The following is a 25166-nucleotide window of genomic DNA, read 5'->3' as shown; positions in this document are numbered from 1 at the left end:
CCTGTGGCAAATGGCCATCGACTGGCTCTTTGCCGGAACTATGCGGTATGCCATCCCCGACGGCAACGCGGATGTAGCCATCGATCGGCCATTACCGTAGCCTTGTGCCAGCGACATAATGTCTGGATCGATATGGCCCGAAAGACGAAACGCCTCTTCACCATCGGCTATGAGCAGACGCCGGCGAAGGCGGTGCTCGACGAGCTGGAATCCGCCGGCGTCAAGCTTCTGGTTGACGTGCGCGCGGTGGCGGCGTCGCGCCGGCCGGGCTTTTCCAAGAACCAGCTTGCGGCCGGCCTCGACGAGCGCGGCATTTCGTACCTGCACCTGAAGGGACTTGGTACGCCGAAGTCCGGCCGCGAGGCGGCGCGCAGCGGCAAGTTCGGTCTCTTGCACAAAATCTATTCGGCGCATCTGAAGACGGCGCAGGCCCGGGAGGAGCTCGACGAGCTGTCGGCGCTGGTGAAGCAATCGGGGCCGGTGTGCATTCTCTGCTACGAGCGCGACCACACGCAGTGCCACCGGCAATGGATCGCGGAGATCATCGAGGACCGCGACGGGGTGAAGGTGGAGAACCTGGCCGCGCCGCAGGTGTAGGCTCCTGCCGTCATTGCCTCATTGCCTGCGACAAACGCAAAGCGTTTGCGCAAGGGAGCGAAGCGACGAAGCAATCCATTCTTCCTTTGTGCTGCGCGATGGATTGCTTCGCTGCGCTCGCAATGGCGGCGAACCAATCACCCTTCGCCTGCAAGGTTGAACGTTCCCTCCATCATCTTCACGCTGCTGCCGCCGACGTGAATGGATACAATCGCGCCGTTCTGCTTGCGGACGCGGGTCAGCAACAGGCTCGGCCGGCCCATGTCGACGCCCTGCCCGATCCGCAATTTCAGTTCACCATCCCTGATGTCGTCGAGATCGGCGAGCAGCGCTGCGGCAGCCGCGGTCGCGCTGCCGGTCGCGGGATCTTCTGACAGCCCGCTGGCGCCGGGGTGGAACATGCGCGCCTGCAAGTCGAGCGGCTTTTCGCCCGATGGCACGTCACGCGTATAGAAGTAGACGGCGTCGCTGCCGTCGCACGGGAAGGTTTTTGCGAACGCCGCCGCATCGGGCCTGGCGCGCCGCAGCGCTTCGCGCGAGGCGAGTTCGACCGCGATGAACGACAGTCCAACTGAGATGACCTGCGGCGGATGCCGGTCGGTTCTCACATCGCTCGCCGACAGTGTAAGCAGAGCCGCCGCCTGCTCGGCGCTGACCTGCGACATCCGCTTCAACGGCTGCGGCGCGGTGAATTCGGTGCTGACGACCCTGCCCTGTTCGGTCACGACCTCGACCGGCACGAGGCCGGCCTTCTCCTCGAACAACAGCCGCGCCGGCGGTTTTTCCGCCAGCATCGCCAGCACGAAGGCGGTGCCGACATTGGGATGACCGGCGAAGGGGATCTCCCGGTTCACGGTGAAGATGCGAACCTCAGCGTCATGGCCGGGTTCGCGCGGCGGCAGCACGAAGGTCGTCTCCGAATAATTGAATTCCCTGGCGATCGCCTGCATCTGCGCGGTCGACAGCCCGCCGGCATCAAGCACCACGGCCAGTGGATTGCCGCCAAAGGCGCGATCGGTGAAAACGTCCACAGTGATATAACGGCGCTGCATATGCTGCTCCTGATTCTCAATTACGTGAGGCATAAACCGTGACGACGACTTCAAACCCGGCGTCGGCGATCGCCGACACGGTCTCCTTCGAGATAGCAAATTCGGACGAATGCGGTTCAACGCCTGCCTGGATGCCGATGTTGAGACTTCGCAACTCGCACTGTCCCCAAATCGTCCTCGCTTCGGGCGAAAGCGAATTGACCAACTCAACGAGCTTTGCAGTGGTCTCCTCAAGCGACAAAGAGTCCTCATTCAACTCTACGGACGCAGTTTGTGCAGTTTGGTTCAACACGATCACGGAAGACCCCATGGCGTCGAGGAGCGCCTGCAATCCGGCCTGCACACGAATGTCGAGATCAACGTTGAGAAACTGGGTAACCGACTTGCCGTTGGATGACATGCGAAATTCCTGAATCGATCCCTATCCCAGCCGCCACACGGCCATCGGCTGCTCATAGCCCCTGACCTCGACCTCACCGAGCGAGACGGCATCGCCGCAGGCTTCGCCGAGCGCGTCGCGGACCGCTTCGGAGATCAGGAATTGCGAATTGAAATCCTTGTTGAGCGCCTCCAACCGTGAGGCGAAGTTCACGGTGTCGCCGATCACGGTGTATTCCTTGCGCCGCGGCGATCCGATATTGCCGGCGACGACTTCGCCGAGGTGAATGCCGATGCCGATGCGCAGCGGCCAGCTGGTGGCTTCATTGACTCGCGCATTCGCGTCCAGCATCTCGCGCGCCGCGGCGACCGCCCGGTGCGCCGGGTCCGGCGCTTCCAGCGGCGCACCGAACAACGCCAGGAATCCGTCGCCCAGAAACTTGTTCACAATGCCGCCATGGCGATCGAGAATGTCGACCAGGATGGCAAAGGCGCCGTCGAGACGCTCCACCACCTCCTGCGGCGAGCGGCTGCGCGCGCCGGCGGTGAAGCTGCGGAAATCGACGAACATGACGGCAACGCGGCGGATGTCGCTGCCGGTGCCGACGCCCTCGGCCATCAGCCGCTCGACCACCTGTGGCGAAACGTGCTGGCCGAACAGGTTGGTAATGCGGTCGCGCGCGGTCGCCGCCATGATGCTCTTTTCGAACTGCCGCCGCAACTGGTGCCCGACTGCGCCCGCGAGCACGCCGCCAATCAAGAGAATCAGGCTGCGCGCCGCGTGATAGAAGACGTTTACCTCCTGACCAGGATCCGGATGATAGAATATCGCCATCGCAAGTAGCTGCGATGCGGCGACGAACCCGGTAAATGTGGAGAGCCAGAAGTCCAGCCGCAGCGTGGAGAGGATGATGAAGATGAAATAGGTCATCGGGACCACGAAGCCGAGCGCGGCCACCGATCCCATGCTGTTGATGTGCAGCGCTAGCGCAACCGTTGGCATCGAGGTTTCGATCAGCGCGCCGAGGTAGCGCCGGAACAAGGGCAGATCGCGGCCCTCTCGCATATGCCGGCTGATCGACCTGTGCACCCAGAGCTCGAACAGGATGAACGGCACCATCACCGAATAGAGATAGTGCGGCTTGAGATTGCCGTGCCAGACCTGGCTCACCTTCTCGGGCGCGAGGAAGTAGACGGTCCAGAGAATCACTGATAACGCCAAGGTCGTTCCAATCAACGCCTTGATGCGAAGCAGCTCGGTCGCCATCACTTCCCGCGTCAACGCGCGCTGGAAGTCGGCCGAGACGCCGGCGTCTTGGTCACCCTTTCTCTTGCCCCAGAACTTCACTGTCTTCTTCCCCTGTCATTCCGGGATGGTCCGAAGGACCAGACCCGGAATCTCGAGATTCCGGGTTCGCCTCTTCGAGGCGCCCCGGAATGACTGCAAAAATATACCCTCAATCCAGCGTGCGACGGAAGCGTGTCACGGCGATCGTCATCGCCACCAGCATCAGTACAATCAGTGCAATCGTATCGTACTGCAGGTTGGAAGGCGCTGCGCCTTTCAGCATGATGGCGCGGACGATGCGGATGTAATGGGTCAGCGGCAGCGCCTCGCCGAGATACTGCGCCCACACCGGCATGCCCGCGAACGGAAACATGAATCCGGACAGGAGAATGCTGGGCAGGAAGAACATCATCGACATCTGCATCGCCTGCAACTGGTTCTGCACAATGGTGGAGAAGGTGTAGCCGATCGACAGATTGGTCGTGATGAACAGCGTCGTCAGAACAGCCAGCAGCACCACGCTGCCGAGGATCGGCACCCCGAACAAGAGGACGCCGATGCCGACGATCAGCGTCGCCTGGATGAAGCCGACGATCACGTAAGGGATGATCTTGCCGAACATCACCTCCACCGGCCGGATCGGCATCGACAGCAGGCTCTCCATGGTGCCGCGCTCGATCTCGCGCGTCACCGACAGCGCGGTGAATATCAGCATGGTCATGGTCAGGATGGTGCCGACCAAGCCCGGCACGATGTTGAGCCGCGACTCGGCCGCCGGGTTGTAGCGGGCATGCGCCCTGATCTCGAACGGCATCTCGGGGGGATCGCCGATGTGGAGGTCGTGCGCCAGCGCGGTCTGCACCAGGGCACCGAGGGAGCCGAGCGCAGAACCGGCCGCGACCGGATCGGTCGCGTCGGCGGCGACCAATAGCGCCGGCTTGTCGCCGCGCCGCACCGCGCGCTCGAAGCCGCGCGGGATCTCGACCCCGAACAGCACCTTGCCGGACTGCAGGAGATCGTCGAATTCGGCGACGCTGTGCACTTCGCGGGTAAAGCGGAAGTAGCTGGTATTCTCCATCGCCTTCAGCACCGAACGCGCCAGATCGCTGTCCTCCTGGACCAGCACCGCCGTCGGCAGATGGCGCGGCGTGGTGTTGATGGCGTAGCCAAACAGCAGCAGTTGCATCACCGGGATCATCACGATCATCGCGAATGAGACGCGGTCGCGGCGGAGCTGGATAAACTCCTTGACCAGCATCGCATAGCTGCGGCGCCAGAAGCCGAAACGCGGCTCCCTCGCCTCTTCCACGGAACGAACAGCTTCGGTCGCACTCATTGGAAATTGTCCTTTGAGCGGTTCATGAGATCGATGAACACGTCTTCCAGCGACGGCTCACTGTCCTCCCAGCGCCATCCCTCCCTGTCGCGATAAGGCGCAATCGTCGCTTCCAGCGCGGCCTTGTCGCGCCCGGAGACGTGCAGGCTGGTGCCGAACGGCGCCACCATGTCGACGCCCGGTTTGCCGGTGAGTTCGCCCGCGAGCCCGTTGAGATCGTCGCCCGAGACCGTCCAGGTCGACAGCGCCGATTTCGCGATCACCTCGTCCACGGTGCCGTGCGCCAGCAGATGGCCATAGGCGATGTAGGCGATCTCGTGACAGCGCTCGGCCTCGTCCATGTAATGGGTCGATACCAGCACCGTCAGCCCTTCGGCTGCGAGCGCGTGGATCTCATTCCAGAAATCGCGCCGCGCCTTGGGGTCGACGCCGGCGGTCGGCTCGTCCAACAGCAGCAATTGCGGATTGGGCAGCGTGCAGGCGCCGAGTGCCAGCCGCTGCTTCCAGCCACCCGAAAGCTCGCCGGCCAGCTGCTCCTCGCGGCCGTTCAGGCCGATACGCTGGATCATGTCGCGTGCCGCAGCCCGCGCGTCGCGAAGGCCATAGAGCCGCGCGACGAATTCGAGATTCTCGCGCACCGATAGATCCTGATACAGGCTGAAGCGCTGCGTCATGTAGCCGACCTGGCGCTTGATCTTGTCGGCGTCGCGGCGGATGTCGAAGCCGAGGCAAGTGCCCTCGCCGGCATCCGGTGTCAGCAGCCCGCACAGCATGCGGATCGTCGTGGTCTTGCCGGAGCCGTTCGGGCCGAGGAAGCCGTAGATTGAGCCGCGCTTCACCTGCATCGAGAGATCATGCACGACCTCACGGCCGCCGAACGATTTTGAAAGACCTTCGACGTTGATGGCGATGTCAGGCGCCGATGTCGAAACCGAACTCATCGCTTTTCCGCCACCGGCGTCCGGGGATTGAGGAACACGCTGATTGGCTGGCCGACACGCAGCACGTCGGGCCGGCTCGGCCGCGCCTGGATCAGGTAGACCAGCTTGTTGCGCTCATCGAGGCTGTAGATGACCGGCGGGGTGTATTCCGCCGTCGTCGCGATGAAATAGATCTTTGCGGTGAGATCGGCCGCGCAATTGTCGCAGGTCACCTTCACCTCGTCACCGATCGCGAGTTTCGGCAGCTCCGTCTCCGGTACGAAGAAGCGGACCTTCATGTTGCCGGGCGGCATGATGGATAGCACCGGCCGCTGCGCCTGCACCATCTCGCCTTCGCGGAAGTAGATCTGCTGGATGGTGCCGCCGACCGGCGCAAACCCGCTGCGCCGCGCCAGCCGGGTCTGCGAGGTGTTGACGCGGGCCTCCGCGACGCGCAACGCCGACGTTGCCGAGTCGAGATTGGCTTGCGTGCCGGAGCCGGTCTTGCTCAGCGACGCCGCGCGGTCATAGGTCTGCTGTGCATTGGCGAGTGTCGCCTTGTTCTGATTAAGGTCAGCCTGCTGCAGATCGTCATCGACGGTATAGAGCAGCATGCCGGGTTTGACCTCGTCCCCCTCGCGCACATTGAGTTTGGTGACGCGGCCGCTTTCGTCGGGGCTGACGAAGATCATGTCGGCCTCGACCCAGCCCTGAAAGCCTGGATCCCTGCGTTCCTTGCATCCTGACAGCGTCGCGGCCAGCGCCAGCGCGGTCAGGATCGTAATCGTTCGCGACGAAGTCATGCTGTTCTCCGTTCGCCAAAAATCAGATCGAGATGCACGCGAAACATCGCGATCGCATCCAGTGGCGCGTGTCTGCCGAAAAGGCTTTGCCAGATCACGGCGATCAGCGCGGGCGCCACCATGATCTGAGGAAACTGCGCCAGGTTCTTCTGCTTGATCTCGCCACGGGCGATGCCGAGTTCGATCAGCGCGCGCATGCCGGAGAGACCGCGGGTCACCACCTCGCGGTAATAGAAGTCGGCCACCGCCGGAAACCGCGGCCCCTCGGCCACGATCAGACGCACGATATCGCCGCGCCGTGTGCTCGCGACCTCCTTGATGAAGCTTTGCGCGAACAGCTCCACCATGTCGCGTACCGATGCGCCCGGTGGCGGCGGCGTCGAGCTGAGCCGGACAACCAGCGGAACGATGGCGGTGCGGATCAGTTCCTCAAACATCGATTCCTTGTCCTTGAAGTGAAGGTAGATCGTGCCCTTGGCGACACCGGCGCGCTTGGCGATGTCGTCGAGCCGCGTCGCCGCAAATCCGCGCGCAATGAACTCATCCATCGCCGCCTCGATGATGGCCCCGCGCCGCTCGGCGGCGCGTTCGGCGCGGTTGGATGGAGGCGGCGGTTTCGAGGACGCCGATGCCCTCGCCCCGGCGCGGCGGTTGGCAGGCCTTGGGGGCGATTTCCTGCCGGTTTTGGCGGTTTCATTTGTCATGCCACATTTATGACTGACTGGTCAGTCATTGTCAATTTGGATCCGGAAACGGGCTTTCACATGGGCGTGACCGGAGTTCGGAGACCCCTCCATCGCGCTTCCGTTCCTCAGGATTTTGCGTGGCACCGACAGGACGTCACATCCCGCGTATGTGGGGGTATCCAGTAAGGCCGCGGGCCCATCCGCTCATTGCGAGCGCAGCGAAGCAATCCATTTCGCAGCTTGTGGAGATGTGGATTGCTTCGTCGCTACGCTCCTCGCAATGACGGCGGATGCAGTTTCACGTTCTCGCAGCGTGGCTCGCCCGAGGTTTGCATCTGATCTCCCCTCCCCGAAAACGGAGGGTGCAGGGAATGCCGGGTGCTCGCCGCACCCGCGGTCTCGGAGGCTTCAAACTGCTTCGCGGGCCGCCTAGTTCCTTTAGCTTTCGATGGACCAATTCAGCGCGTTCGCTTCGCACATCCATGCGTCGAGCGCTTCCCCGGCGATACCGCATGGTCCTAGTTTGATGTATGGCGGACCACTGCCATCGCCTCGATAACGTGCCCTTCCAAATCCGAAGTCATCGTCTTGTGAGTGCAGCCATTTCTATTGACTGCTTCCCGAACATGTCGGCCCGCCTCTTTGTAAACTCTACTATCACGTCGGCAAATTCGAATGGCGACCTGATTGTCAAAAGCCTCTGGCTGAACTCAAAAGCAAATCGCATGTTGGCTTGTGTCATTTCCAGAAGCTTCGCTTGATAAGCCACCACGCTTCCCGTCGCTGAAGCAAAATCAAACCATCGCATTTGACCGGGGCGGTCTTGCACCTCAGCGACGGGAGTCACTTGTTTTTCGACGTTGGGAGCTTCTTGTTTTGGATCGGCATGAAGCTCAAGAGGCGACTCAATCGACCCAGCGGCAACAGAGCGCAACGGATTGCCTTTCGCGCTTTTAACAACAGCCTGCTTCTTCCCATGGGCCCGCGTGGCTACGGCAGGGTTGCGGGCGCGCTTTGACGCCTTGGCTGGTTTACGCTTGCTCATCTGAGGCTCCAAAGGTCGTAGATCTTTGGAAAAGACAACAGGCCTTGCGATCTAGCGTTCCAATCGCGGGATTATTGGAGACGCACCGCGCTCGGTGTGGCCAATGGATGTTATCGGTCACAGCCCACCTCAGCGTCGAAGGGCGGCGCGCTCACGTTCCGACGGCCCGAGCGGCGCTGACCTCGCCGACTGCAGCAACCACATCGCTCGCGCGCAAACACCTTGCAACGCAGCTGCGGAACAACATTACGCCCGACAAACTCACGGAACGAAACGGCCGTTCAATCTTTCTTTGAAGAATTGGGAGGTGCCCATGACTTCTCTGGCCTCAAAAAGCGCGTGTGCATTCGCTTGGCGGAACTACTTGCTGCGCCATAACAGTATCAGCGAGGACGATAACAGGCGCTCCGCCCTCCATCGCTACGTCAGCGATCTTCGTGATACTCGCGGATATGATTTCGATCTCTTGCAAATAGCAGCAGTCGCTTACTTGAAACACCTGGACAAACTGCATGACGACCGAGAAGCGAGACTCGCGGCAGATCAAGCTTTGGCCCAATGTCTAAAATCACGCAGTGCACAACTCGACACGCGGCTTTATGCCTCCTTAACACCAGAGCGAAGGAGCGAACAGCATAGCAGACAAGACCGCTACCGCTAACCATTTCGGGCGCGATCCACAAAGGCGCATCACCGCAGCGACCGCAAGCGGGATGAATGCTTTTATGCTTGTTCAGGTCTCAATGGTGAGGATGTGGGCCCACAGCATTGAGAGGCTCGCGGGCAATTACCAAAAGGCGTTGGATGAAACCCGTCAGGAGCGGCCAGATAGGGAACGCGCGGCGTAAATTGAGTGGATGAACAGGTCTGCTCGTGCGTGGGCTTGAAAGCCTCTACTCGATTTTCCGTCACACTCATCGAGTGTGATCCATCAAACTGCCATCGATGGCAAGAGTCATGTGGAGCCATCCGTTGATTCAAATCAATCGCTCCGCTCCCCACGGGACGAGCGTGGGCTCGCACTGGCGTTGTTCTGTTCGCCTGTGCAAAGTGCTCCCTCGGCTGGAGCTAGCCCCATCCAGTCGGGGGGCTCCAGGCTGATGTGAAGGTGTTGCAGCACCAAGCTAAAACAGGTCCGATCACGGTCCTAAGAACGCATCGACCGCGAGTACTATCCGTACTTTCCCCCGCCTTCGTTTCCGGGCCCGCGAATTCCACGAGAGCTGAATTCGCGGCAAGCATGTTACGGGGCATCTGTCCGCACAAGGCGGCTTTCAACTCCAGAGCCATCCGCCGAGCATTCGGCTTGAAATGAGCGTGAAGTAGCCGGCCGTAAGCAGAGCGCCGGTAACAAGTCCCCTGACCGTGCCACGATGGTGGGCGATTTGATGGTGCCGCGCAGCGACTCCCACCTCACCGCATCTGGAGCAAGTTACCAAGCGCGGCACTCAGAGCGCCGAACATGCCAACCAGCTAATTGCCGAAGCCCGCAAGTTGTCCGCGGCTGGCAACGAACAAGAGTGCATGAAGAAAGCGGCAGAGCTCAAGGACGTCCTGGGAATCAAGTGAACGTCAAAAGGCGCGACTTAAGCCGGCCGAAATACCCGCGTGGCTGATCGAGAGTCTCGCAGATAGGCTTATGAGGACGTCGAGGCGGCAATCACGAGCCCACGACCCGCCAATCTCGCATGGTTTGCTTGATGCGCTAGAGCTCCTCTGACGGTATAATGCTTATGGCATAGATGGTGTTGCGTCTGACTGTGGAACCCACTCCTAGCCGCCCGCTACCATCGGTAGCCTGAATATGAACTTATTCTGTGCGAGCGTATCAACGAGTTAGCAGGACGTTATCCGGCGATCGCGTGTAACGCGAATGGAAAGCGCACCCAATAAGCCCCCCCACCAAGAGGGCCCCGTATTGCAGTCCGTATCCAAGATTCCCGGTCGCTATTATCTGGCAATCTTTGTGCTGGCGTTCGCGACGCTTTCCTACCAGATCCTGATAACGCGCTTCTTCAGCGTTATGCTCCATTATCATTTCGCATTCGCGGCCATTTCACTTGCTATGCTGGGGCTCACCCGCGGAGCGATGCAGGTCTACGGCAAGCCCGCCCGTTATGCCGCCGAGCGGGTCGGAATCGAATTCGCGCGCCACGCGTCATGGTTCGCCCTCAGCAGCGTTGGCGCAATGATCGTCTTCCTGTGCGTGCCGCTCGTCGTACCTGCAGAAAATGTGCCCCTCGCTCTGGCGCTGGCGATTATCACCTTTGTCGCTCCGTTCACGGAAGGCGGGGTTTGCATCACGCTGTTGCTCACGCGCTTGCCCTATCGTGGCGGGTGGCTCTATGCGGCCGATCTCGTGGGGGCCGCAGCTGGATGTCTCGGGGTGATCTTCATACTGCTGCTGATTGACCCCGTAAGCGCCACGTTATGGATCGGAGCCTCCGCTGCCGGTGTTGGCTGGATCGTCGTGCGAACCGGCAATGACGTCCGTAGTGTGCGTTTGAGCGGGGCTGCCGCGCTAGCGCTGGCCGTCGCGGCCACCATGCACTCCGGCCTTGACCTGACCGGTCGAAGCCATCTCGGTGTGTTCTGGGCCAAGGGCGCTGAGCAGACCGGCACGCTGTTCGAACGCTGGAATACGTATTCGCGGGTAAGGGTGCGCGAATTGGCCGAGAAGGTCCCGATTGGCTGGGGTCTGGTCCGCACTCCTGATGTCCGGGTCGACCAGCACCACCTCGACATCGATGCCGATGCAGGCACGGTCATCACCAGGTATGATGGCGACATCGGAAAGCTCGCCTACCTGAAGGATGATGTCATCAATGCAGCCTACCTCGTGCAGCCGGCGACCGACGTCGCTGTCGTTGGCGTCGGCGGCGGTCGTGACATCCTTTCCGGTCTGCTCTTCGGCGCCAGCCGGATTCGCGCAATTGAGATCAACCCGGCGATCTTCGAAGTGCTCACCGAAAAATTCGCTGATTTCTCTGGCCATCTCGATCGCCACCCCGGCGTATCCTTGGTCAATGCCGAAGCGCGAAGCTACATCAACCACTCGTCCGAGCGGTACGACCTGGTGCAGATTTCGCTCATCGATACCTGGGCGGCGACGGTGGCCGGTGGCCTGACGCTCACCGAAAATCGTCTCTATACCGTTGAGGCGTGGAATGATTTTTACCGTGCGCTCAAGCCTGGCGGGCTGTTGTCGGTATCACGCTGGTACGGTGCCGAGCGCCGTGGCGAGCTATACCGGCTGATTGCGATTGCCGCGAGCGCGCTGCAGCGCAAGGGAGTTTCGGCGGCAGAACTGCGGCATCACGTCGTCGCGGTCAACGTCGGCAACATCGTGACGGTGATTACCCGGCCTGACGCGTTCAGCAGCGCAGAATGGCAAGGCGCGCGAGAGAGACTCCAGGCGCAGGGCTTCAAGCTATTCTTGGGGCCGGATTTCACCTTCGATGCCGTCACCGCGACATTGCTTTCCGACAAGGCAGACCAGGCCTTCTTCGATTCGCTGCCGGAAAACATCGCGGCTTCGACCGACGACAATCCGTTCTTCTTCTATACTTCGCGCTTCAGCGATTTTGTGAATATCCATAGTTGGGACATCATGAGCAACAATGTCGCGATCGGTGTCGCCGGCCTGCTCATCATCGTAGCGCTCTGCGCCTGCGGATATTACATCGTGCTGCCCTTCCTCCGTCTTGCGACGCGGATGCCAATGGCGACACTGACGCCGCCCGTGGCCTATTTCAGCGCGATCGGAATGGGCTTCATGCTGATCGAGATCTCGCAGATGCAGCGCCTGATGGTCTTTCTCGGACATCCCGTTTACGGGCTGAGCGTTGTGCTATTCACAATTCTCCTCTTTAGCGGGATTGGCAGCGCCACGGTCGGTGCGGATACCTCCTCCCGATCACGATTTACCGTCTTCAGGATTACCGCCCTCCTCACCACGCTCGTGGTGGCAGGGCTGCTGACGCCGCTGGTCACCACATGGGGACGAGCGCTGTCAACCGACACGCGTATTCTGGCGTCTGTCCTGCTGCTGGCTCCTCCTGCATTCTGCATGGGGATGATGTTCCCGCTCGGCCTCGGTGTCTGGCGCCGTCATCATGAATTACTGCCGTTCTTCTGGAGCACCAACGGAATTACGTCGATGTTCGCCTCGGTTCTGGGTGTGGCGTTGTCGATCCAGTTCGGCATCGCCAAGACCTATGCGTTGGGGGTGTGCTTTTATGCGGTCTGCGCCATCGTGATCATTGCAAGCCGCCGGGTGCAGTCGATCGACATGTCCGCCGAGAAGAACCCTGTTAGCTCCGAGGCTAGTATCGCAGGAAAGGAAGGCGCCACGATTCGGCGGCCACATCAGTGAAGGGAAGTCCGAATCTTCGACCAGACAAGACGGCAGTGGGAATGGCGGTCGTGCCCACTGCAGGTACCAATGGTGATGGCAAGCGCGACGGGCGGCGCAGGACGGCAATGGGTCATTCGCGTCGATTTAGCCGCGTCCCGCCCGCGTCAGCGGTCATCGAATTTGCGCCGTTCGCTCTCTCCCTGTCGGAACCAGCGCTTTCGTCGAGCGTTGGATCGCTCGGTTGATCGAGTGGTTTCTCGCACCGTCCCGTGCCGACAGTGACGAGTGCCGATAACGACCAAAGCCAAGGGTGACAGGCGTCCGACGGGACCGACGTCTCAACGGCCAAGGGTCCGAAGGCCAGGGTCCAAACGGCCAGTGCAAAGCGAGGATCAACCCTGCGGCAGCCGCCAGTCTGTCCGCAGCTAACTGGCAAGAAACAAGGCAAAGCCGGCAGGCTTTGGGGACCATCGGTCGCTCCGGTGGTCCTTTTTCATTTGGGCGCAAAATCCGTGCGGACGACGGCTCTTATCTCGATGGCGCATTGGCAGTAGTCGTTCAAAGAAATTAGACGACGAGCCTGCGCTGTGGCCACTCTGGGGCAAACAACGTTAGGTCAGCAGAACTGCATTTTCCGAATCAGCGAAGTGCTGGTTCCTCCTGATGGGGGCTCGTGTGGGATTGTCATGCAATTCAACCGCGTCAGCGGTCCCATCGAGGACCTGCATATGTGGAGTGCGACAAGCAACGGCTTCTCCTTCGTGATCAGCTTTGAAACCCGCAGCGGTCCCGGCCTCCGCGGACGCCATGGTTACTTGGCATCTTGGCGCCCGATCCACCAAAGCCGATGCGCCATAAGGGTCGGCGGCTCCCCCTTTAAGACGCTTGTCGAGGCCGAGATCGCTTGCACCGCCATGCTCGCGCACCTGATCCGCCCAGGCTGATCAAAAGCTCTATCGCCATTCAACGCATCACATGGCGCTTTCGCGCACGAAACGTTCATAACTCTTCTCCCTGTCGTGCGCTGAAGATCCTACATCAAGAAAACCTGCCCTTTATGGGACAGGACTTAGCGCCGACGATCATTCCCTTATTCCATGGGACGTGCTTTGAGACGTTCTCACAGTGCTTGGGAGACCAGTCCGCAGATCCCCGCTAAGCGCCGTTTTCCCGAGAAATCAACAGTGCCGCCATTGTATCCTTGGAAGCTATATAAGGCCAAAATCGTCGGCGGGTAAAAGCCAGCCTAGCAGAGTTGACGTGCCCTCGCCTGTCCTGGGTTTGGGCTGGCTAAGAGTTAAGAGCCGCTGCCTAGCTCCAGAGGTGCTCTTATGTCCATGGACCAAGTCAAACAGTTTGCGCATTACAATAAGTGGGCCAACGCACGTCTATATGCCGCAGCGCTTGATCTGTCAGAGCGATCTTACCGGCTTCACATCGGCGTCTTCTTCGGCGGCCTTCACGGCACGCTTAACCACCTGCTCCTCACGGACCGCCTCTGGTTGAGGCGGTTAACCGGTGAGGGCGACCACCCAAACGGACTAGATGCCATCTTGTACGAAGACCGCATGGAATTGGCCCGTGCGCGTATTGCAGAGGATGATCGGCTCATCAAAGTAATCGAAAGCTACGATGAAGCAGCGCTGAAAAGTCTGCACAGCTATAAGACTACTTCAGGAATGCCCCAATCGCAGGTGCTGGCCGATATCCTGATGCATCTCTTCAACCACCAAACGCATTACCGTGGACAGGCGCATGCATGCCTATCAATACTGACGGGAGGTGAGCCGCCGCCCCTTGATCTTCTTGCTTTTCAGCGGGGTGGCACAGCACCAGACCTCCAGAACATTGCTTCGAAGTTACGTCAGTTCAGAAGCGGGTAGACTTCGCATGCCACTGCCCGCCGGGCGTCGTCGCGACGCCTCCCGGCACACAACTGTTTAACCATCCGTTAACCATAGCTATTCATGATGCTGTTCGTGTGCGTTCACGACGAGCTTGAACTACATGGCGCAGCGTATTTCCAGAGCGTCAGTTGGAGGGGATGAGGACGCCCTGCGCTTTCCCTCCCCGGTGGCACCAGACGAGGGCGCAACAGCCCTCGATCTGGTATATCAAGCGGCCAATGTTTTCCGCGACATGGAGAAGCACGCCCGCGAGACCGAAGCCCGTGCCCAGTCAATTTGCGCGAGCGCCTTAGAAGGATTGCGGCTTGCCGAAATGCGAGCGGAGGCCGCCGAGCGGGCACAACGTGAACTCATCGTCACCGCCGAACGTAAGCTGCAACAAGCGTGCCGAGCGCTGGAACAAGCCCGGTCCTGTATTGAAGCTCAGAAGGATAAGCTGACGGCCTTAGAGCTTCGTGCCGAAGTTGCTGAAGCCGACGCGCGACAAGCCAAAGAGGCGCTCGCGCTCGTTGAAGAGGCTATTCGCAAGCGTCTGCTTTGCGCAAACCCGGACGCCGGTGTCAGGTTGACAGCGGTAGCCTGATCCATTGCAACTGCCATGGCTCACAGGGTGCTGCCGTCGGCAGGCGCGGCACGAGCGAACACCCTGCTGTGAGCCTGACAGCAGCCGCCTCCTTTAGGCCAACCATCTTGAAATCGGGCGGCGCATGGGTCGCGGTTCAAGTACGGGGGTACCACGCGCGCCAATTCAAAATGACAGAGCCGAACGATAAACTAGCTATTAACCAAGTTGGATTATCTGGAGAATAGGGCATTCGGGGCGCGTGTGCTGGCTTGCGGGCCAGCCGGTAGTGTAGGCGTGGATCCATGGCCCTAGACCCGGAAGAGTTCGTCACCCTGACAGATCACGGCTCGATGAAACTGCGCGCGGCAGTATTGCGCGCGATGACGTTGCTACCCAAGGAACGCAAGCGGACGACAATCGTCCGCGAGGGTGAACCGGCGATCCTGAATTTCGAGCAGATCAAGAACCTTGCGGCGCGGTGGGACGAACGGCTCGCGCCAATCGACTGACTCGTTTCCCTGCGCTGGTTTTAGTCGGGTCGCGAATACGCGCCCGATCCGAAGCCGGAAACCAAGGAAAAAGATGTGGCGTCCCTACTCGAGGGTGACCGGCTCTCCGTGGTTTCGGTCAAAGCGATAGCGCGCCCCACAATTGCCCGACCTTTCTTCGGGGACGGCGACAGGGCCCAGAAGGCCAGTAAGAAGCGAGCATCAACCCTGCGCAGCAGTCAGCCAGTATGCGTGCAGTTCTGGCGTGTATGGCAATTGCCAACGAAAAGCCTTCGAGGCTTTTGGGACCATCGGTCGCCCCGGTGGTCCTCTTCGTTTTGGTGGTCTCGCGGCGCAAATTGTCTCGGGGCTGACGTAAGCCGGACCCGCAATGCGCACACGGCGGTAGTTTAACAGTGGCCAAGCAGAGCGCGAAATACTGCGTCAGTAACCGGTACCGGTACCTTATGGATTTCAATCCCGGCTGACTGCCCTCCGGGTAACCCCTCATCGACGGCTGTTCACCGCAGGGGCCGTCAGAGGCGTTGCGTGGTTAGTAGCGTGCTCTCCGGCGCCTCTGTGCAGTCTTCGTGCGCTTCTGCGGGATTGTCTTTCGGCTTGCAATATTTGCAAGCCGAAAGACAATCTACCCATGCCGGGATTCCCTGGCTGCGCTTCATCCGCCAGCGCCTCGGCCCGCGCGTGCATTTCTGGCCCTTCGACGGGTGGGACATCCCGGCCGGGCAATCGGCCATCGCCGAGGTCTATCCCGCGCTGTGGTCGCGCGGCTTCGCCAACAACGAGGGTCGCACCGGCGATCAGCACGACGCTTTCAGTATCGCCGCCTGGCTCTCACGGGGCCGACCGCGACGGCGGCCTTGCGGCTTTCCTTAAACCCGATTTGCCGCCGCGCGAACGCGCTCTGGGCGCAGGTGGCGGGTTGGATTCTCGGCGTTCCCGGCTTGATCCTTCAGCCGATTGGAGTGGGAGCGCAAAAAGCAGTGGCCCCTGCGGTCCCGCCGCGGCCGGCGCCAAAAACCGCCGGATCACGGATAACGAAGGCGTGCCCGAAGTGCGGTGTTTGTGTTTCGGGGCGGAACTTGGGGCGGGATCGATGTGCACTGGAAAGCGCTTCACAACCATATCATGCCTTACAAAGACGGATGGCCGATTATCAAGGCTGGACGAAAACCATCCGAAGCATAGGCATGGCGCAGCCCCGCGGCTAATGTCAGCGACCTTGGTTCGCTCTCAACCCCAATCGGCGGACTGAGGTTGCGATATTTGCCGTCGCCCGGGGGTAGCAGGAAGCACCGACTCGCTGATTGATGTCGTCGGTCAAGGAAAGTATGGCACAACAGTCGGTGAGCCGGCGTCGGAGAAACCAGGTGTACCCATCGTCCCTAAGAGCCCGCGTTTATGATTTGGTTCCGGCCTGCGAACTCCCATTCGGGCCCGCAGCTCCAGCGCTGCTAAAGGTCGGACAGATGGCAGCATCCGACTACGTGCCGACTTTCTTAAAAGCCGCTTGCATCTCGCGGGGCGTCCACAGATGATTCCACGCCCCAGTCTGGCATCGATGGCTAGTTCGGCGATCCGAGCACCACGTACAGCACAAGCGCGACTACCGCTGCTGCGGTGATGACTTCCTGGACGATCGCAAAGCGAGATCGCTGCATGGCGGAAGCCTTTGCGGACTTTCCCATCCGTAAGCGAGAACGGAACTTTATGAAACGGCTCTGGCGCGGGGCTGGGGGCTCAATGCGCCAGAGCCGTCCTTAGCGTGCGCTCTTTCGAGCGCCGAATCATCATGCCGGGATAAAGTGGCAAAACCGTGTGATCAACCGAGCTTCAATGATGGGCATCTTTTGAGCTGTGGCCACTTTGTACTGGGGCGAGCACCGCTAGGTCAGTGAACTGCGAAGCCATCCTGTATCGCGAATTTTCCGGCCGCTCGCTGACCGAGACCGCCGAGGCGTTCAACGTCACGCGCGTCCGCCCGCACCAATGGCACCACGGCATCGAGGCCGAATTGCCGGCGATCATGACGGCGCTGAAACTGGAACCGGCCAGCGCGTCGGCCCGCTGCCGTGGCGGTGACCGGCCGTCATTCTAGCGCGACCAGGCGATGGTCGACGCGGTCGCCGCGATCAGAATGCGCAGTCTTCGCGAAGCCTTGCGCGGCGTCAGGTAAATTTCGGCACCTCTTCGCACCATGGCAACCGATCAGTGGCAACCTCGCCTCGACAGTCCTGGAATTTTCCCGGCCAGGACCTGGTCAGACTTCTACCAGGATGTTGCTGGACTCGACAGCATCCACGCCGCGCCGCCAGACAGCACAAAAAACCAGACGATGGAAATCCAGAACAACCAGTCGTCGTTTTCCATAACGGGCCTAGTGAAACCGTTTCCAAGCCTGGCTTTATCGCCCCGGCGCATGCGAACAAACGGCCCTCGCTTCCAGCGGACAGACCTCACGGTCCCAGGTTCACAGAACAGCGGCTTGACCGGAAAACTTAACCAACGTCGGCCAAGCCGCTGCCGCTGCCACCAACGCGCGTGCGCGCGCCTACCCCCGTCGAGGCTTTAGCCAAGATCGAGGCACTTCGTCTTGCTCGATCAAGCCAAGATTTTGTTTCGTGAGGCCATTGTGCCGGCGACCGCGGTGGTGCCTACGCTCAATCGCGGGAATTCGCGCCCACAAGCGGAAGTGGCAATCGGCAGTATTCGTGGCAACACCCCGAGAATTTTCGGACTTGCTTGAAAACGCGAGGTGGAAATATTCGCCATTGCCCGCAGCAATAAAAACGCGGTGTTAGTGCCGAACACGGAATTTTGCGAAGGTTTCGAGTGACGGGGTCGTCCTCTCTTGAGGTGGCCACTCTCACGATGAACACCTTGATTAGTTTCGGCAGATGCAAACGTGTACTTCCATAGTCCACGCGTCACGCAGCGTTACGTCAGGCCTCACGGAGGCGATGTGAAAGTTTGTAGCTGGGAGCGGGCAAACCAAGCGGAGTGTACACATAGGTGACGACCAGCGATGGGACACCGCGGCTTGCGATTTCGATCAACCCGGCATGATCAGGTTGTCCTATAAAGACCTGGTGCTCGCACATCAAGACTGGATTGAACGGGCGAATGATTTGTTTGTGACAGCCGCACTGTTTCGGCACCGACAGCGTGACGTCGCCTCGCTGAAAGAGGCCGGCGTGTTGGCCGATTGCGGCGCAAATCAATCGTTATCGGATATGGAGCACCAGTACAGCTCCGAGAGAAAACAGCAACATCGAAGTGCCCATAGACGTCGCAAGGGCGGTAGCGAAGGTCGGTTCTGGATTTCGGAAAGCAAATCGCTGGATCAGGTAGCCCGCAAATAGCCAAATTGCAGCGCCGGCGGCGAGTGTTACGCCGCCAATCGCTGCTTCCACGACACCGTTCATATCGATGCTCCACCAATGATTTCGCCGGATGCCGTCCGGTGATGAAAGCCCAATTGAACTCGGCGGGTTGATTGGTGTCGGTCCGATTTGTAACCGTCGCGCCAGCTGTCCCCGACTTTCGTAAAGTGTTGCGCCGGCGCATCATGCTGCAAGGTGTCGCGAGGCAAGGGACCTGGCGTGACCTGTCACTTTTCACAGGGCTCGACAAAGCAGCTCTCTGCCCGCGCTCTGGCCACTGTACATTTGGGCGAGCACCGTTAGGTCAGCCCAACTGCGTTTTCCGAATCAGCGAAGTGCTGTTTCCTCCTGACGGAGGCTCGTATGGGATTATCATGCTGTTCAACCGCATCAGCGGTCCCATCGAGGACCTGCATATATGGAGCGCGACGAGCAACGGCTTCTCTTTCGTGATCAGCTTTGAGACTCGCAGCGGTCCCGGCCTCCGTGGACGCCATGGTTACTTGGCATCTTGGCGCCCGATCCACCAAAGCCGATGCGCCATAAAGGTCGGCGGTTCCCCCTTTAAGACGCTTGTCGAGGCCGAGATCGCTTGCACCGCCATGCTCGCGCACCTGATCCATCCTGCCTGATCAAACAATCCATCACCATTTCAGTGCGACTGAATAGCTTTGTCGGTTTTCGTCGACGTCGCACGAGCGACCATAGAGCCGAATGTCCCACCTCTGGCCTTCAGATCGCAGTGGCCGCTCATAACAAATGTTTGGCGTGATTTCACAAGGAGGCGCTTGAGCCGACGACGCTAGTGACCAGAACGGTATCGTTGGGGCGTCGTGCCGGTCCACCGTTTGAAAGCATGTGTAAGCGAGCTGACCTCGCGATAGCCAAGCAGCCATGCAATCTGGGAAATAGGCAACGTCTTATCCTGAAGATAACGCTTGGCGAGGGCGGCCCGCAGTTGGTCCTGTATCTCCGCGAAAGAAGTACTCTCATCGCCAAGCTTGCGCGACAATGTTCGCGAGCTCATTCCGAGCCGCCGCGCAACTTCCGTCGCCGTGGCTCTGCCGTGCGGCAGCAGTTCCTGCAAAATGTCCTCTACCTTCGAACGGACCGTGAGACGCTCTCGGGGCTTGCGCGCCAGCGCCTCTTCCGCGTAGCGCCGTAATAGCTCATTTAGCCGTTCGTCGCGTCCCACAAGAGAAAGCAAGGCGATCGGTCGGGGAAACCAGATCTCGTCAGCGTTAGCGCCAAACTCGATTTCAACTCCGAAGAATGCTTTGTATTCAGCTGGCATCCCATTTCGGAAATGCTTTATCTTCAGCCGCAACGGTGCCAAGCGGCCGTTTGTCACCTGTCGGCAAATGCGCACCAGAGTCACCAGCCAGAACTCTATATGCTGCCTGTCGGCATCCCGGTCGACGTTGACGTAATCAACCGCAATCACTGCTGCCCCGTCCCGCATACTGAAACGCAGACGAACGCCTTCATTGTTGATTTGGCTGTACCTTTCGGCGTTCCGAAGCGCATCTGCGAGTTGCTCCGACGACGCTATCACATAGTAAACCAGACCGATCTCGCGCAGGTCGAAGCTGCGCGCCAGGTGGAAACCGAGACATTCGTCCAGCACCTCTTCGGCGGCCAACTCCAGCAGCTTGATCTGGGTTCGTACCTCTAGCCGGACGGATGGGTCCCGGGCCTCTTCGGGCGTCAATCCCACCTTCGAGAGAATGACGGTGGGATCCTTGCCCATCTCCTTGAGCCGAGCGCATGCCAGTCGTGCGATCCCGCCGGTGGCGCTTGGTACCGAATTGAAGCCTCTTGATCTTGTGAACTTCATGCCCGAGAGATCCTGATCCATCGTTCGGCTAATGAATCGGGGGCCTCTTCAGCCGGTATTGATTTGCGTCAAGCAATCTGAGCATGTACTTTCTCTGGCGTTCAGACGCGCCAGGCAGCCGCATTCATAGCCACCTGAGGGCATTACAACGTTGGGGCGCGCCCGCGTGTCTCGGGCTTGCTTCCATGATGCTGTGCGAGCGCGTCAGTGCTGACGAGCTTGAGGAGCCTAACATCAGTCAACTCTTCGATGTTCTGGCAAGACGACAGTAGCCACGCCGTGCCCTGTCACCCTATCGCGGGAGTAGCTCGCATTATGTTGTGCTTGGCTGTCCGAATAGGAGACCAGCTATAGCACGTCCGCGCGAACCTGAGCCACGCCACGGTCTGTAATTCCCAAGCTGCGTGCAGCACCGAGCGAAAGATCGAGGACACGGCCTCGAACCCAAGGTCCCCGGTCGGTGATACGAACGACTACGGATTTGTAGTTCGTCTGTTCGGTCACGCGAACTCTTGTGCCGAAGGGCAAGCTGCGGTGCGCAGCAGTCAGCGCATCTCGATTGAACAAGGAGCCGCTGGCCGTTTTCCTCTTCGAGTATGAATAGTAGGAGGCTTTTCCGGAGAACGCGCGGTTGAAAGATCGAGATGCCGAGCGACCTGACGAGCGACGGCTTGTCTGCTCTTGCCCTGTCGACGGTTGCTCTTGCAGATTTTGCTTGCTCTCGTTGGGCGGCTCGGGAGCTGGTTCTGCGTGGGCCTTTGGGATGATGGACCATCTATCGTCGAAGGATTGTGCTGCAACAGGATCTACTTGCACTACCAACCAAACCGTGATTGCAGCAATCGCGAGTATTCCAAAATGGAGCAGACGCATGACAGGCCTCAAGAACAAAACCAAGAACTATGAACAATGCAGATTCATGAGGCGGTGTTCCCGAGCACGGGACGATTGTCGCGGTGACGAGCGGTGAGTTAATACCGATACAAGGCTGGGCACGACGACAAAGGCGCAATGCAGCAAAATGACCCTGCCCGTTGGCCATGAGGCCGCCGTGTCACAGTGCTGGGGATACTAGCCAAGTGTCGGCTAACGTGCAGACGGCAATGGTTCAGTTGAGCTTGATTGAAGGCAGCGGCGGCGGTTGCGGACTTGTTCGAGGAGCCTCCAAGCCTCGAACGAGTCCGCACACTTGCAAGCTGTCCTAGTCTCGGTGCTGAGACCATTTTGGAACACGTTGTTCAGCTAACATTCAGTCGACAGGTCCTGACCTGCTCCGTTCACGGCAAGTAGGTAGGACCGATGAGTTCCTTTGACCCGATGGCCGCAGCGATTGATTGGCTGGACGCTTACCGCGCAAGCGATCTTCCGATAACAGACTTGTACTCTAAGAGCGACGCGCTGGAATGCTGCAATGGTCAGGCGACAGTAGTTGGCCGCGCCGCAATCACCGAATATTGGCGGCTGCAATTCGCCGAGAGTCCAGCTGGCGAACTTGAAAGCTTGCAGGTAGAGGGTGACGAGGTGGTGGTTTCATACGCGGTGCCTGGCGACGTTCGCCAGACAGCTCTCGAATTTGGTGACACGGAGAGATCGTTAAAAGTCGATGCCGGCACGTATGAAGTGAAAATTGGCGCAACGCGCTTCTGTCAAACGCAGTTTCTGGCTTTAACCGGAACGCGAATCTCTATGCTGACGGCGCGAGGACCTCGGAATGAAACTTTTCTTCAGAGAACGCAGTACGCCCGTGAGAGCATGCGAGCTTTGCTTGCAGCCTATGAAGTTCTTGGGCGATCACGCGGAATTCAGGCTGTTCAGATGCGAGAGCTGCGCTCTTGTCAGCACGGAAAGCGCTGAACGTGAACCGGGACTTGCGCTCGCACGGCGTGCCGGCGTGAGCCTTCATTATTGAGTGCGTCAGTCCGAGCGCCCTGATGCGTCTTTGCACGGCCCCGGTGGTCCCCGGGGGGCCGTGCAATTACGAAGTCGAGCATGGCAGCACATAACGGCAAGCGCGTCAGGCGGCCATCCCGCTGGCGCAGGGTGGTTGCCCGATCCTTTCGCGACGTCGGCCTCGCGCCGCTCAGTACGGACGGTACCCGCCTGGGCAAACCCAGTTGCCGTAAGAGTCATAGCCGCAGCCGCCACGGTAGGCCCCCGCCGCGGCGGCACCGACCGCAGCCGCGCCCACTGCCGCCGCACCGACACCGTAGCCGCGATAGCCGTAGCCCCGATAGCCGTAGCGCCCGCCGCGCACAGCGACAGCGCCGCCCCGGTATCCCCGAGCTGCGACCGCGCCGCCGCGATAGCCTCCCGCTCGCACAGCCGCGCCGCCGCCGTGGAAGCCTCCAGCGCGCATGCCGCCGCCACGGCCGCCACGAGCGGACGCGTCGTCGGGAGTGAAGGTGACCAGCAGCATGGCTGCGGCAGCCGACGCGATGAGAATTCGACGCAACATCAGCATACTCCATCTAGCAAGAGAGGAAGCCGCGAACACCTGCGCATCGCGCCGGACACCGCGCGGCTAATCCGAAGCCTCGCGCCGGGACGCTTCGCACCCTTGACCTAGATCAAGCTACGCGCGTTCATCTACGTGAACGAGCGCTCCGTCACACCGCTCATTCGCGTCGCCGTCGACAGCAGGCACGGTTCGATGAAGCCGGAAGGTCGCTGCAAGACCATGGCCGGAGGATAGAGCAGTAGCCGGTCGGTTCGATCGCGCGCTGTATCAGTTCGCAACGCGATCAGAGTGTCGCCCGGAGCGCTGATCGCCCGGCCATGTAGGACCCGGCTTTGCGCGCGCGTGTGTGTCCTAATCCTCACACCGCGACTGAAAAAGCATCTGTTTGTCACTTTTCGAACCGACAGGGCAAATCCGTTTCATTTCGATGCTCTTACTGGGACCAGTCCAAAAACACGTCTGGTCGGCTAGGAGCCAATGAATGGATCGTTCCGTTATTGCCGATGTTCCGCGCGACAAACACGTCGAGCGGTGTAAGCAACGAGCCTTCGATTACCTCGACCGAGGCGAGCTCAGAAACGCGGTCGCCTCATTCGTAACAATATGAATGCCCGTCCCGATTGCGAATTGCCACATCATTCGCAGCGCTTGGCGTTCTGCTGCTGATGCAGAGCGATGCGCTCGGCTGGAAGGCGCTGATCGAAGAGTTTAGGTGATGATTTCGCTTAGCCAGCATCTGAATACATAGCCTCGTCCTTTTTCGACATGCACTCGATGAAGTGCGGGCGAGCTAACATCTGCGGCATGAGGAGCCTGAAGGACAAGATCGCTACGGCGGCCGGTCATGTGGATGAGTGTCGCCGGATTGTGGATCGGCAACGGCGGCGCGTTGCCGCTGATGGCGCTGGTCTCGCAGAGTTACAGGTGAGCTGGCGTTACAGTGCGGTTGATGCCGCCAAGCGGCGCAGTCCAAACGAACGTAACGGCACAGCAGAGCTACTCAGGATCACCTCGGCGGCCGCGTGCCGCAATCTCAAGGTGCTCGCGCGGCAGTATGGCGCTATCGACACCGAGATAGCATTTATCGACGAGAACACCATGGCTCTGCACAGAGGCACTCGAACTCGCGCCGCGCGCCGATTGCAAAAGCCGGGGAGTTGTCTGCTCGCACCTTTCTGGCGGAGATAAAATCACGCGAGTGACGCACCGCTGCCACATACTGATCACGATTGCGGGGCGAGATGTCCCGCTGCTCTCGGTCGGCGCGATTGCTTCTTGGACAGGTTGGCTCTCTTCGACCACGCGAACCGAGTATAATTCGCCCCAAATACACCAATCGTCCCCCTCGGCTTCCTTCGAGGCGCGCGTCGCGCTCTCGGCGTGCGCGATCGCTTCCGCCTCGTCGGCGTAAGAGGTCCGAGCCGAAGGCGAAGCCCAAGAAATTATGGGCTCGTGCAGGACCGCTGCAATCCCTATCCTCGCTGCGCTTTTGGCAAAGCGCGTTCGGCCAACGATCCGATTGGGTACGCCGGATCGTTACGCAGCCGGGTGAAGTCAACCCGCATGCAATCTTGGCCCTTGTTCCAGAGGACGTTATGGACGCCATCCGGCAGCCTTCCGTGGGCGAGGACCCAGCGCTGTAGCCGCGTCCCATGGAATAGTGGAGGCCAGGCCACACACCGCGCGGCGGGTCATTGGCGGCGACATATTTCTCAGCCAGTGCCATGATGGTGGCCTTGCGCTTGGCGGTCATCCTGTGCTTGCGGCCAGGACGCTGAAAATGCTCGACACACAACCCGAGCAAGATGGCTGGCTCGCCGCAGTTGGGCGCTAAACAGGACATAAGAAAACCCTCCAAGATTGCATAGGCATCTGGAGGGCTGGCGACCTATTGTTGCCCTTCCGGGCCACATCGTCGTTGCCACCTTTGCCGGTCTAGGGCTGGTTGGCGGGACCGTCAGGTCCTCTCAGGATGCATAGCCAGAGTTATCACGACGCATGCGGATGTCAACGATGCCCCAAAGCCGGATGCGAGTGCCGTGAATGTC

23 protein-coding genes and 1 riboswitch are annotated in these 25166 nt (G+C 60.0%); of the genes, 12 read left to right on the top strand and 11 right to left on the bottom strand.

Going from position 1 to position 25166, the window contains the following annotated elements; genetic code table 11:
- The first annotated feature begins 132 nt into the window (after positions 1-132).
- Complete coding sequence (locus LMTR21_RS15825; protein ID WP_065754189.1) at positions 133-597, top strand: DUF488 domain-containing protein; 465 nt, start codon at positions 133-135, stop codon at positions 595-597.
- A gap of 137 nt (positions 598-734) precedes the next feature.
- On the opposite strand, the gene LMTR21_RS15820 is transcribed toward LMTR21_RS15825, so the two are convergent.
- From LMTR21_RS15820 to LMTR21_RS15785, 8 genes are all read right to left on the bottom strand, one after another.
- The gene (locus LMTR21_RS15820) at positions 735-1649 is read right to left on the bottom strand and encodes a PhzF family phenazine biosynthesis protein (RefSeq protein ID WP_065754188.1); all 915 of its coding nucleotides are present in this window, start codon (positions 1647-1649) and stop codon (positions 735-737) included.
- Positions 1650-1665: 16 nt separating this feature from the next.
- Positions 1666-2049, bottom strand: a complete 384-nt coding sequence (locus tag LMTR21_RS15815; RefSeq protein WP_065754187.1) for a hypothetical protein — start codon at positions 2047-2049, stop codon at positions 1666-1668.
- Between the two features lie 21 nt (positions 2050-2070).
- Positions 2071-3375, bottom strand: a complete 1305-nt coding sequence (locus LMTR21_RS15810; protein WP_065754186.1) for an adenylate/guanylate cyclase domain-containing protein — start codon at positions 3373-3375, stop codon at positions 2071-2073.
- A 109-nt stretch (positions 3376-3484) separates the two neighbouring features.
- Positions 3485-4651 carry an ABC transporter permease gene (locus LMTR21_RS15805; protein WP_065754185.1) on the bottom strand — a complete coding sequence of 389 codons (1167 nt, stop codon included), beginning with the start codon at positions 4649-4651 and terminating at the stop codon, positions 3485-3487.
- A complete protein-coding gene (locus tag LMTR21_RS15800) occupies positions 4648-5592 on the bottom strand; it encodes an ABC transporter ATP-binding protein (RefSeq protein ID WP_065754184.1) in 945 nt (314 codons plus the stop codon). The genes LMTR21_RS15805 and LMTR21_RS15800 overlap by 4 nt, the downstream gene beginning before the upstream one ends.
- The gene (locus LMTR21_RS15795; protein WP_065754183.1) at positions 5589-6374 is read right to left on the bottom strand and encodes an HlyD family secretion protein; all 786 of its coding nucleotides are present in this window, start codon (positions 6372-6374) and stop codon (positions 5589-5591) included. Before LMTR21_RS15795 ends, LMTR21_RS15800 begins: the two co-directional genes overlap by 4 nt.
- A complete protein-coding gene (locus tag LMTR21_RS15790) occupies positions 6371-7078 on the bottom strand; it encodes a TetR/AcrR family transcriptional regulator (RefSeq protein WP_065754182.1) in 708 nt (235 codons plus the stop codon). The genes LMTR21_RS15795 and LMTR21_RS15790 overlap by 4 nt, the downstream gene beginning before the upstream one ends.
- A 562-nt stretch (positions 7079-7640) precedes the next feature.
- Positions 7641-8105, bottom strand: coding sequence for a hypothetical protein (locus LMTR21_RS15785; protein ID WP_065754181.1), 465 nt, complete (start codon positions 8103-8105; stop codon positions 7641-7643).
- 1918 nt (positions 8106-10023) lie between these two features.
- Between LMTR21_RS15785 and LMTR21_RS15770 the strand changes: the two genes are divergently transcribed.
- The 9 genes from LMTR21_RS15770 to LMTR21_RS15730 all read left to right on the top strand — a co-directional run bounded on the left by LMTR21_RS15770 (position 10024) and on the right by LMTR21_RS15730 (position 19455).
- Positions 10024-12480 carry a spermidine synthase family protein gene (locus tag LMTR21_RS15770; RefSeq protein ID WP_065754178.1) on the top strand — a complete coding sequence of 819 codons (2457 nt, stop codon included), beginning with the start codon at positions 10024-10026 and terminating at the stop codon, positions 12478-12480.
- A gap of 668 nt (positions 12481-13148) precedes the next feature.
- Positions 13149-13406, top strand: a complete 258-nt coding sequence (locus tag LMTR21_RS15765; RefSeq protein WP_065754177.1) for a hypothetical protein — start codon at positions 13149-13151, stop codon at positions 13404-13406.
- A gap of 387 nt (positions 13407-13793) precedes the next feature.
- Positions 13794-14345 carry a DinB family protein gene (locus LMTR21_RS15760; protein ID WP_430642551.1) on the top strand — a complete coding sequence of 184 codons (552 nt, stop codon included), beginning with the start codon at positions 13794-13796 and terminating at the stop codon, positions 14343-14345.
- A gap of 124 nt (positions 14346-14469) precedes the next feature.
- Positions 14470-14952: a peptide chain release factor 1 gene (locus LMTR21_RS15755; protein ID WP_065754176.1), complete on the top strand. Its 483-nt coding sequence runs from the start codon at positions 14470-14472 to the stop codon at positions 14950-14952.
- Between the two features lie 284 nt (positions 14953-15236).
- Positions 15237-15443, top strand: coding sequence for a hypothetical protein (locus tag LMTR21_RS15750; RefSeq protein WP_141688401.1), 207 nt, complete (start codon positions 15237-15239; stop codon positions 15441-15443).
- A 597-nt stretch (positions 15444-16040) separates the two neighbouring features.
- Entirely contained in the window at positions 16041-16316 is a 276-nt protein-coding gene (locus LMTR21_RS15745; RefSeq protein WP_065754175.1) for a hypothetical protein, read from the top strand.
- A gap of 1018 nt (positions 16317-17334) precedes the next feature.
- Complete coding sequence (locus tag LMTR21_RS15740; RefSeq protein WP_065754174.1) at positions 17335-17538, top strand: RNA polymerase sigma factor sigma-70 region 4 domain-containing protein; 204 nt, start codon at positions 17335-17337, stop codon at positions 17536-17538.
- A 964-nt stretch (positions 17539-18502) separates the two neighbouring features.
- A complete protein-coding gene (locus LMTR21_RS15735; RefSeq protein WP_141688400.1) occupies positions 18503-18802 on the top strand; it encodes a hypothetical protein in 300 nt (99 codons plus the stop codon).
- A 395-nt stretch (positions 18803-19197) separates the two neighbouring features.
- On the top strand, positions 19198-19455 hold the full coding sequence (locus LMTR21_RS15730; RefSeq protein WP_141688399.1) for a hypothetical protein: 258 nt from the start codon (positions 19198-19200) through the stop codon (positions 19453-19455).
- 170 nt (positions 19456-19625) lie between these two features.
- Here LMTR21_RS15730 and LMTR21_RS15725 read toward each other — a convergent pair whose 3' ends face one another.
- Entirely contained in the window at positions 19626-20660 is a 1035-nt protein-coding gene (locus tag LMTR21_RS15725) for an AraC family transcriptional regulator (RefSeq protein ID WP_141688398.1), read from the bottom strand.
- Positions 20661-21008: 348 nt separating this feature from the next.
- The gene (locus tag LMTR21_RS41820) at positions 21009-21533 is read right to left on the bottom strand and encodes a septal ring lytic transglycosylase RlpA family protein (protein WP_084030721.1); all 525 of its coding nucleotides are present in this window, start codon (positions 21531-21533) and stop codon (positions 21009-21011) included.
- 426 nt (positions 21534-21959) lie between these two features.
- Between LMTR21_RS41820 and LMTR21_RS15715 the strand changes: the two genes are divergently transcribed.
- Positions 21960-22514, top strand: a complete 555-nt coding sequence (locus LMTR21_RS15715) for a nuclear transport factor 2 family protein (RefSeq protein ID WP_141688397.1) — start codon at positions 21960-21962, stop codon at positions 22512-22514.
- Between the two features lie 226 nt (positions 22515-22740).
- Here LMTR21_RS15715 and LMTR21_RS15710 read toward each other — a convergent pair whose 3' ends face one another.
- Complete coding sequence (locus LMTR21_RS15710) at positions 22741-23115, bottom strand: hypothetical protein (RefSeq protein WP_084030725.1); 375 nt, start codon at positions 23113-23115, stop codon at positions 22741-22743.
- A gap of 807 nt (positions 23116-23922) precedes the next feature.
- Between LMTR21_RS15710 and LMTR21_RS15700 the strand changes: the two genes are divergently transcribed.
- Positions 23923-24306: a hypothetical protein gene (locus LMTR21_RS15700; RefSeq protein WP_065754171.1), complete on the top strand. Its 384-nt coding sequence runs from the start codon at positions 23923-23925 to the stop codon at positions 24304-24306.
- A gap of 692 nt (positions 24307-24998) precedes the next feature.
- Positions 24999-25099: riboswitch (SAM-I-IV-variant riboswitch) on the bottom strand.
- Positions 25100-25166: the final 67 nt, after the last annotated feature.

The sequence above is a fragment of the Bradyrhizobium paxllaeri genome, from assembly GCF_001693515.2.
Taxonomy (GTDB): domain Bacteria; phylum Pseudomonadota; class Alphaproteobacteria; order Rhizobiales; family Xanthobacteraceae; genus Bradyrhizobium; species Bradyrhizobium paxllaeri.
The sequence above is the reverse complement of the archived record's forward strand: the minus strand, read 5'-3'. Positions and strand labels throughout refer to the sequence as shown.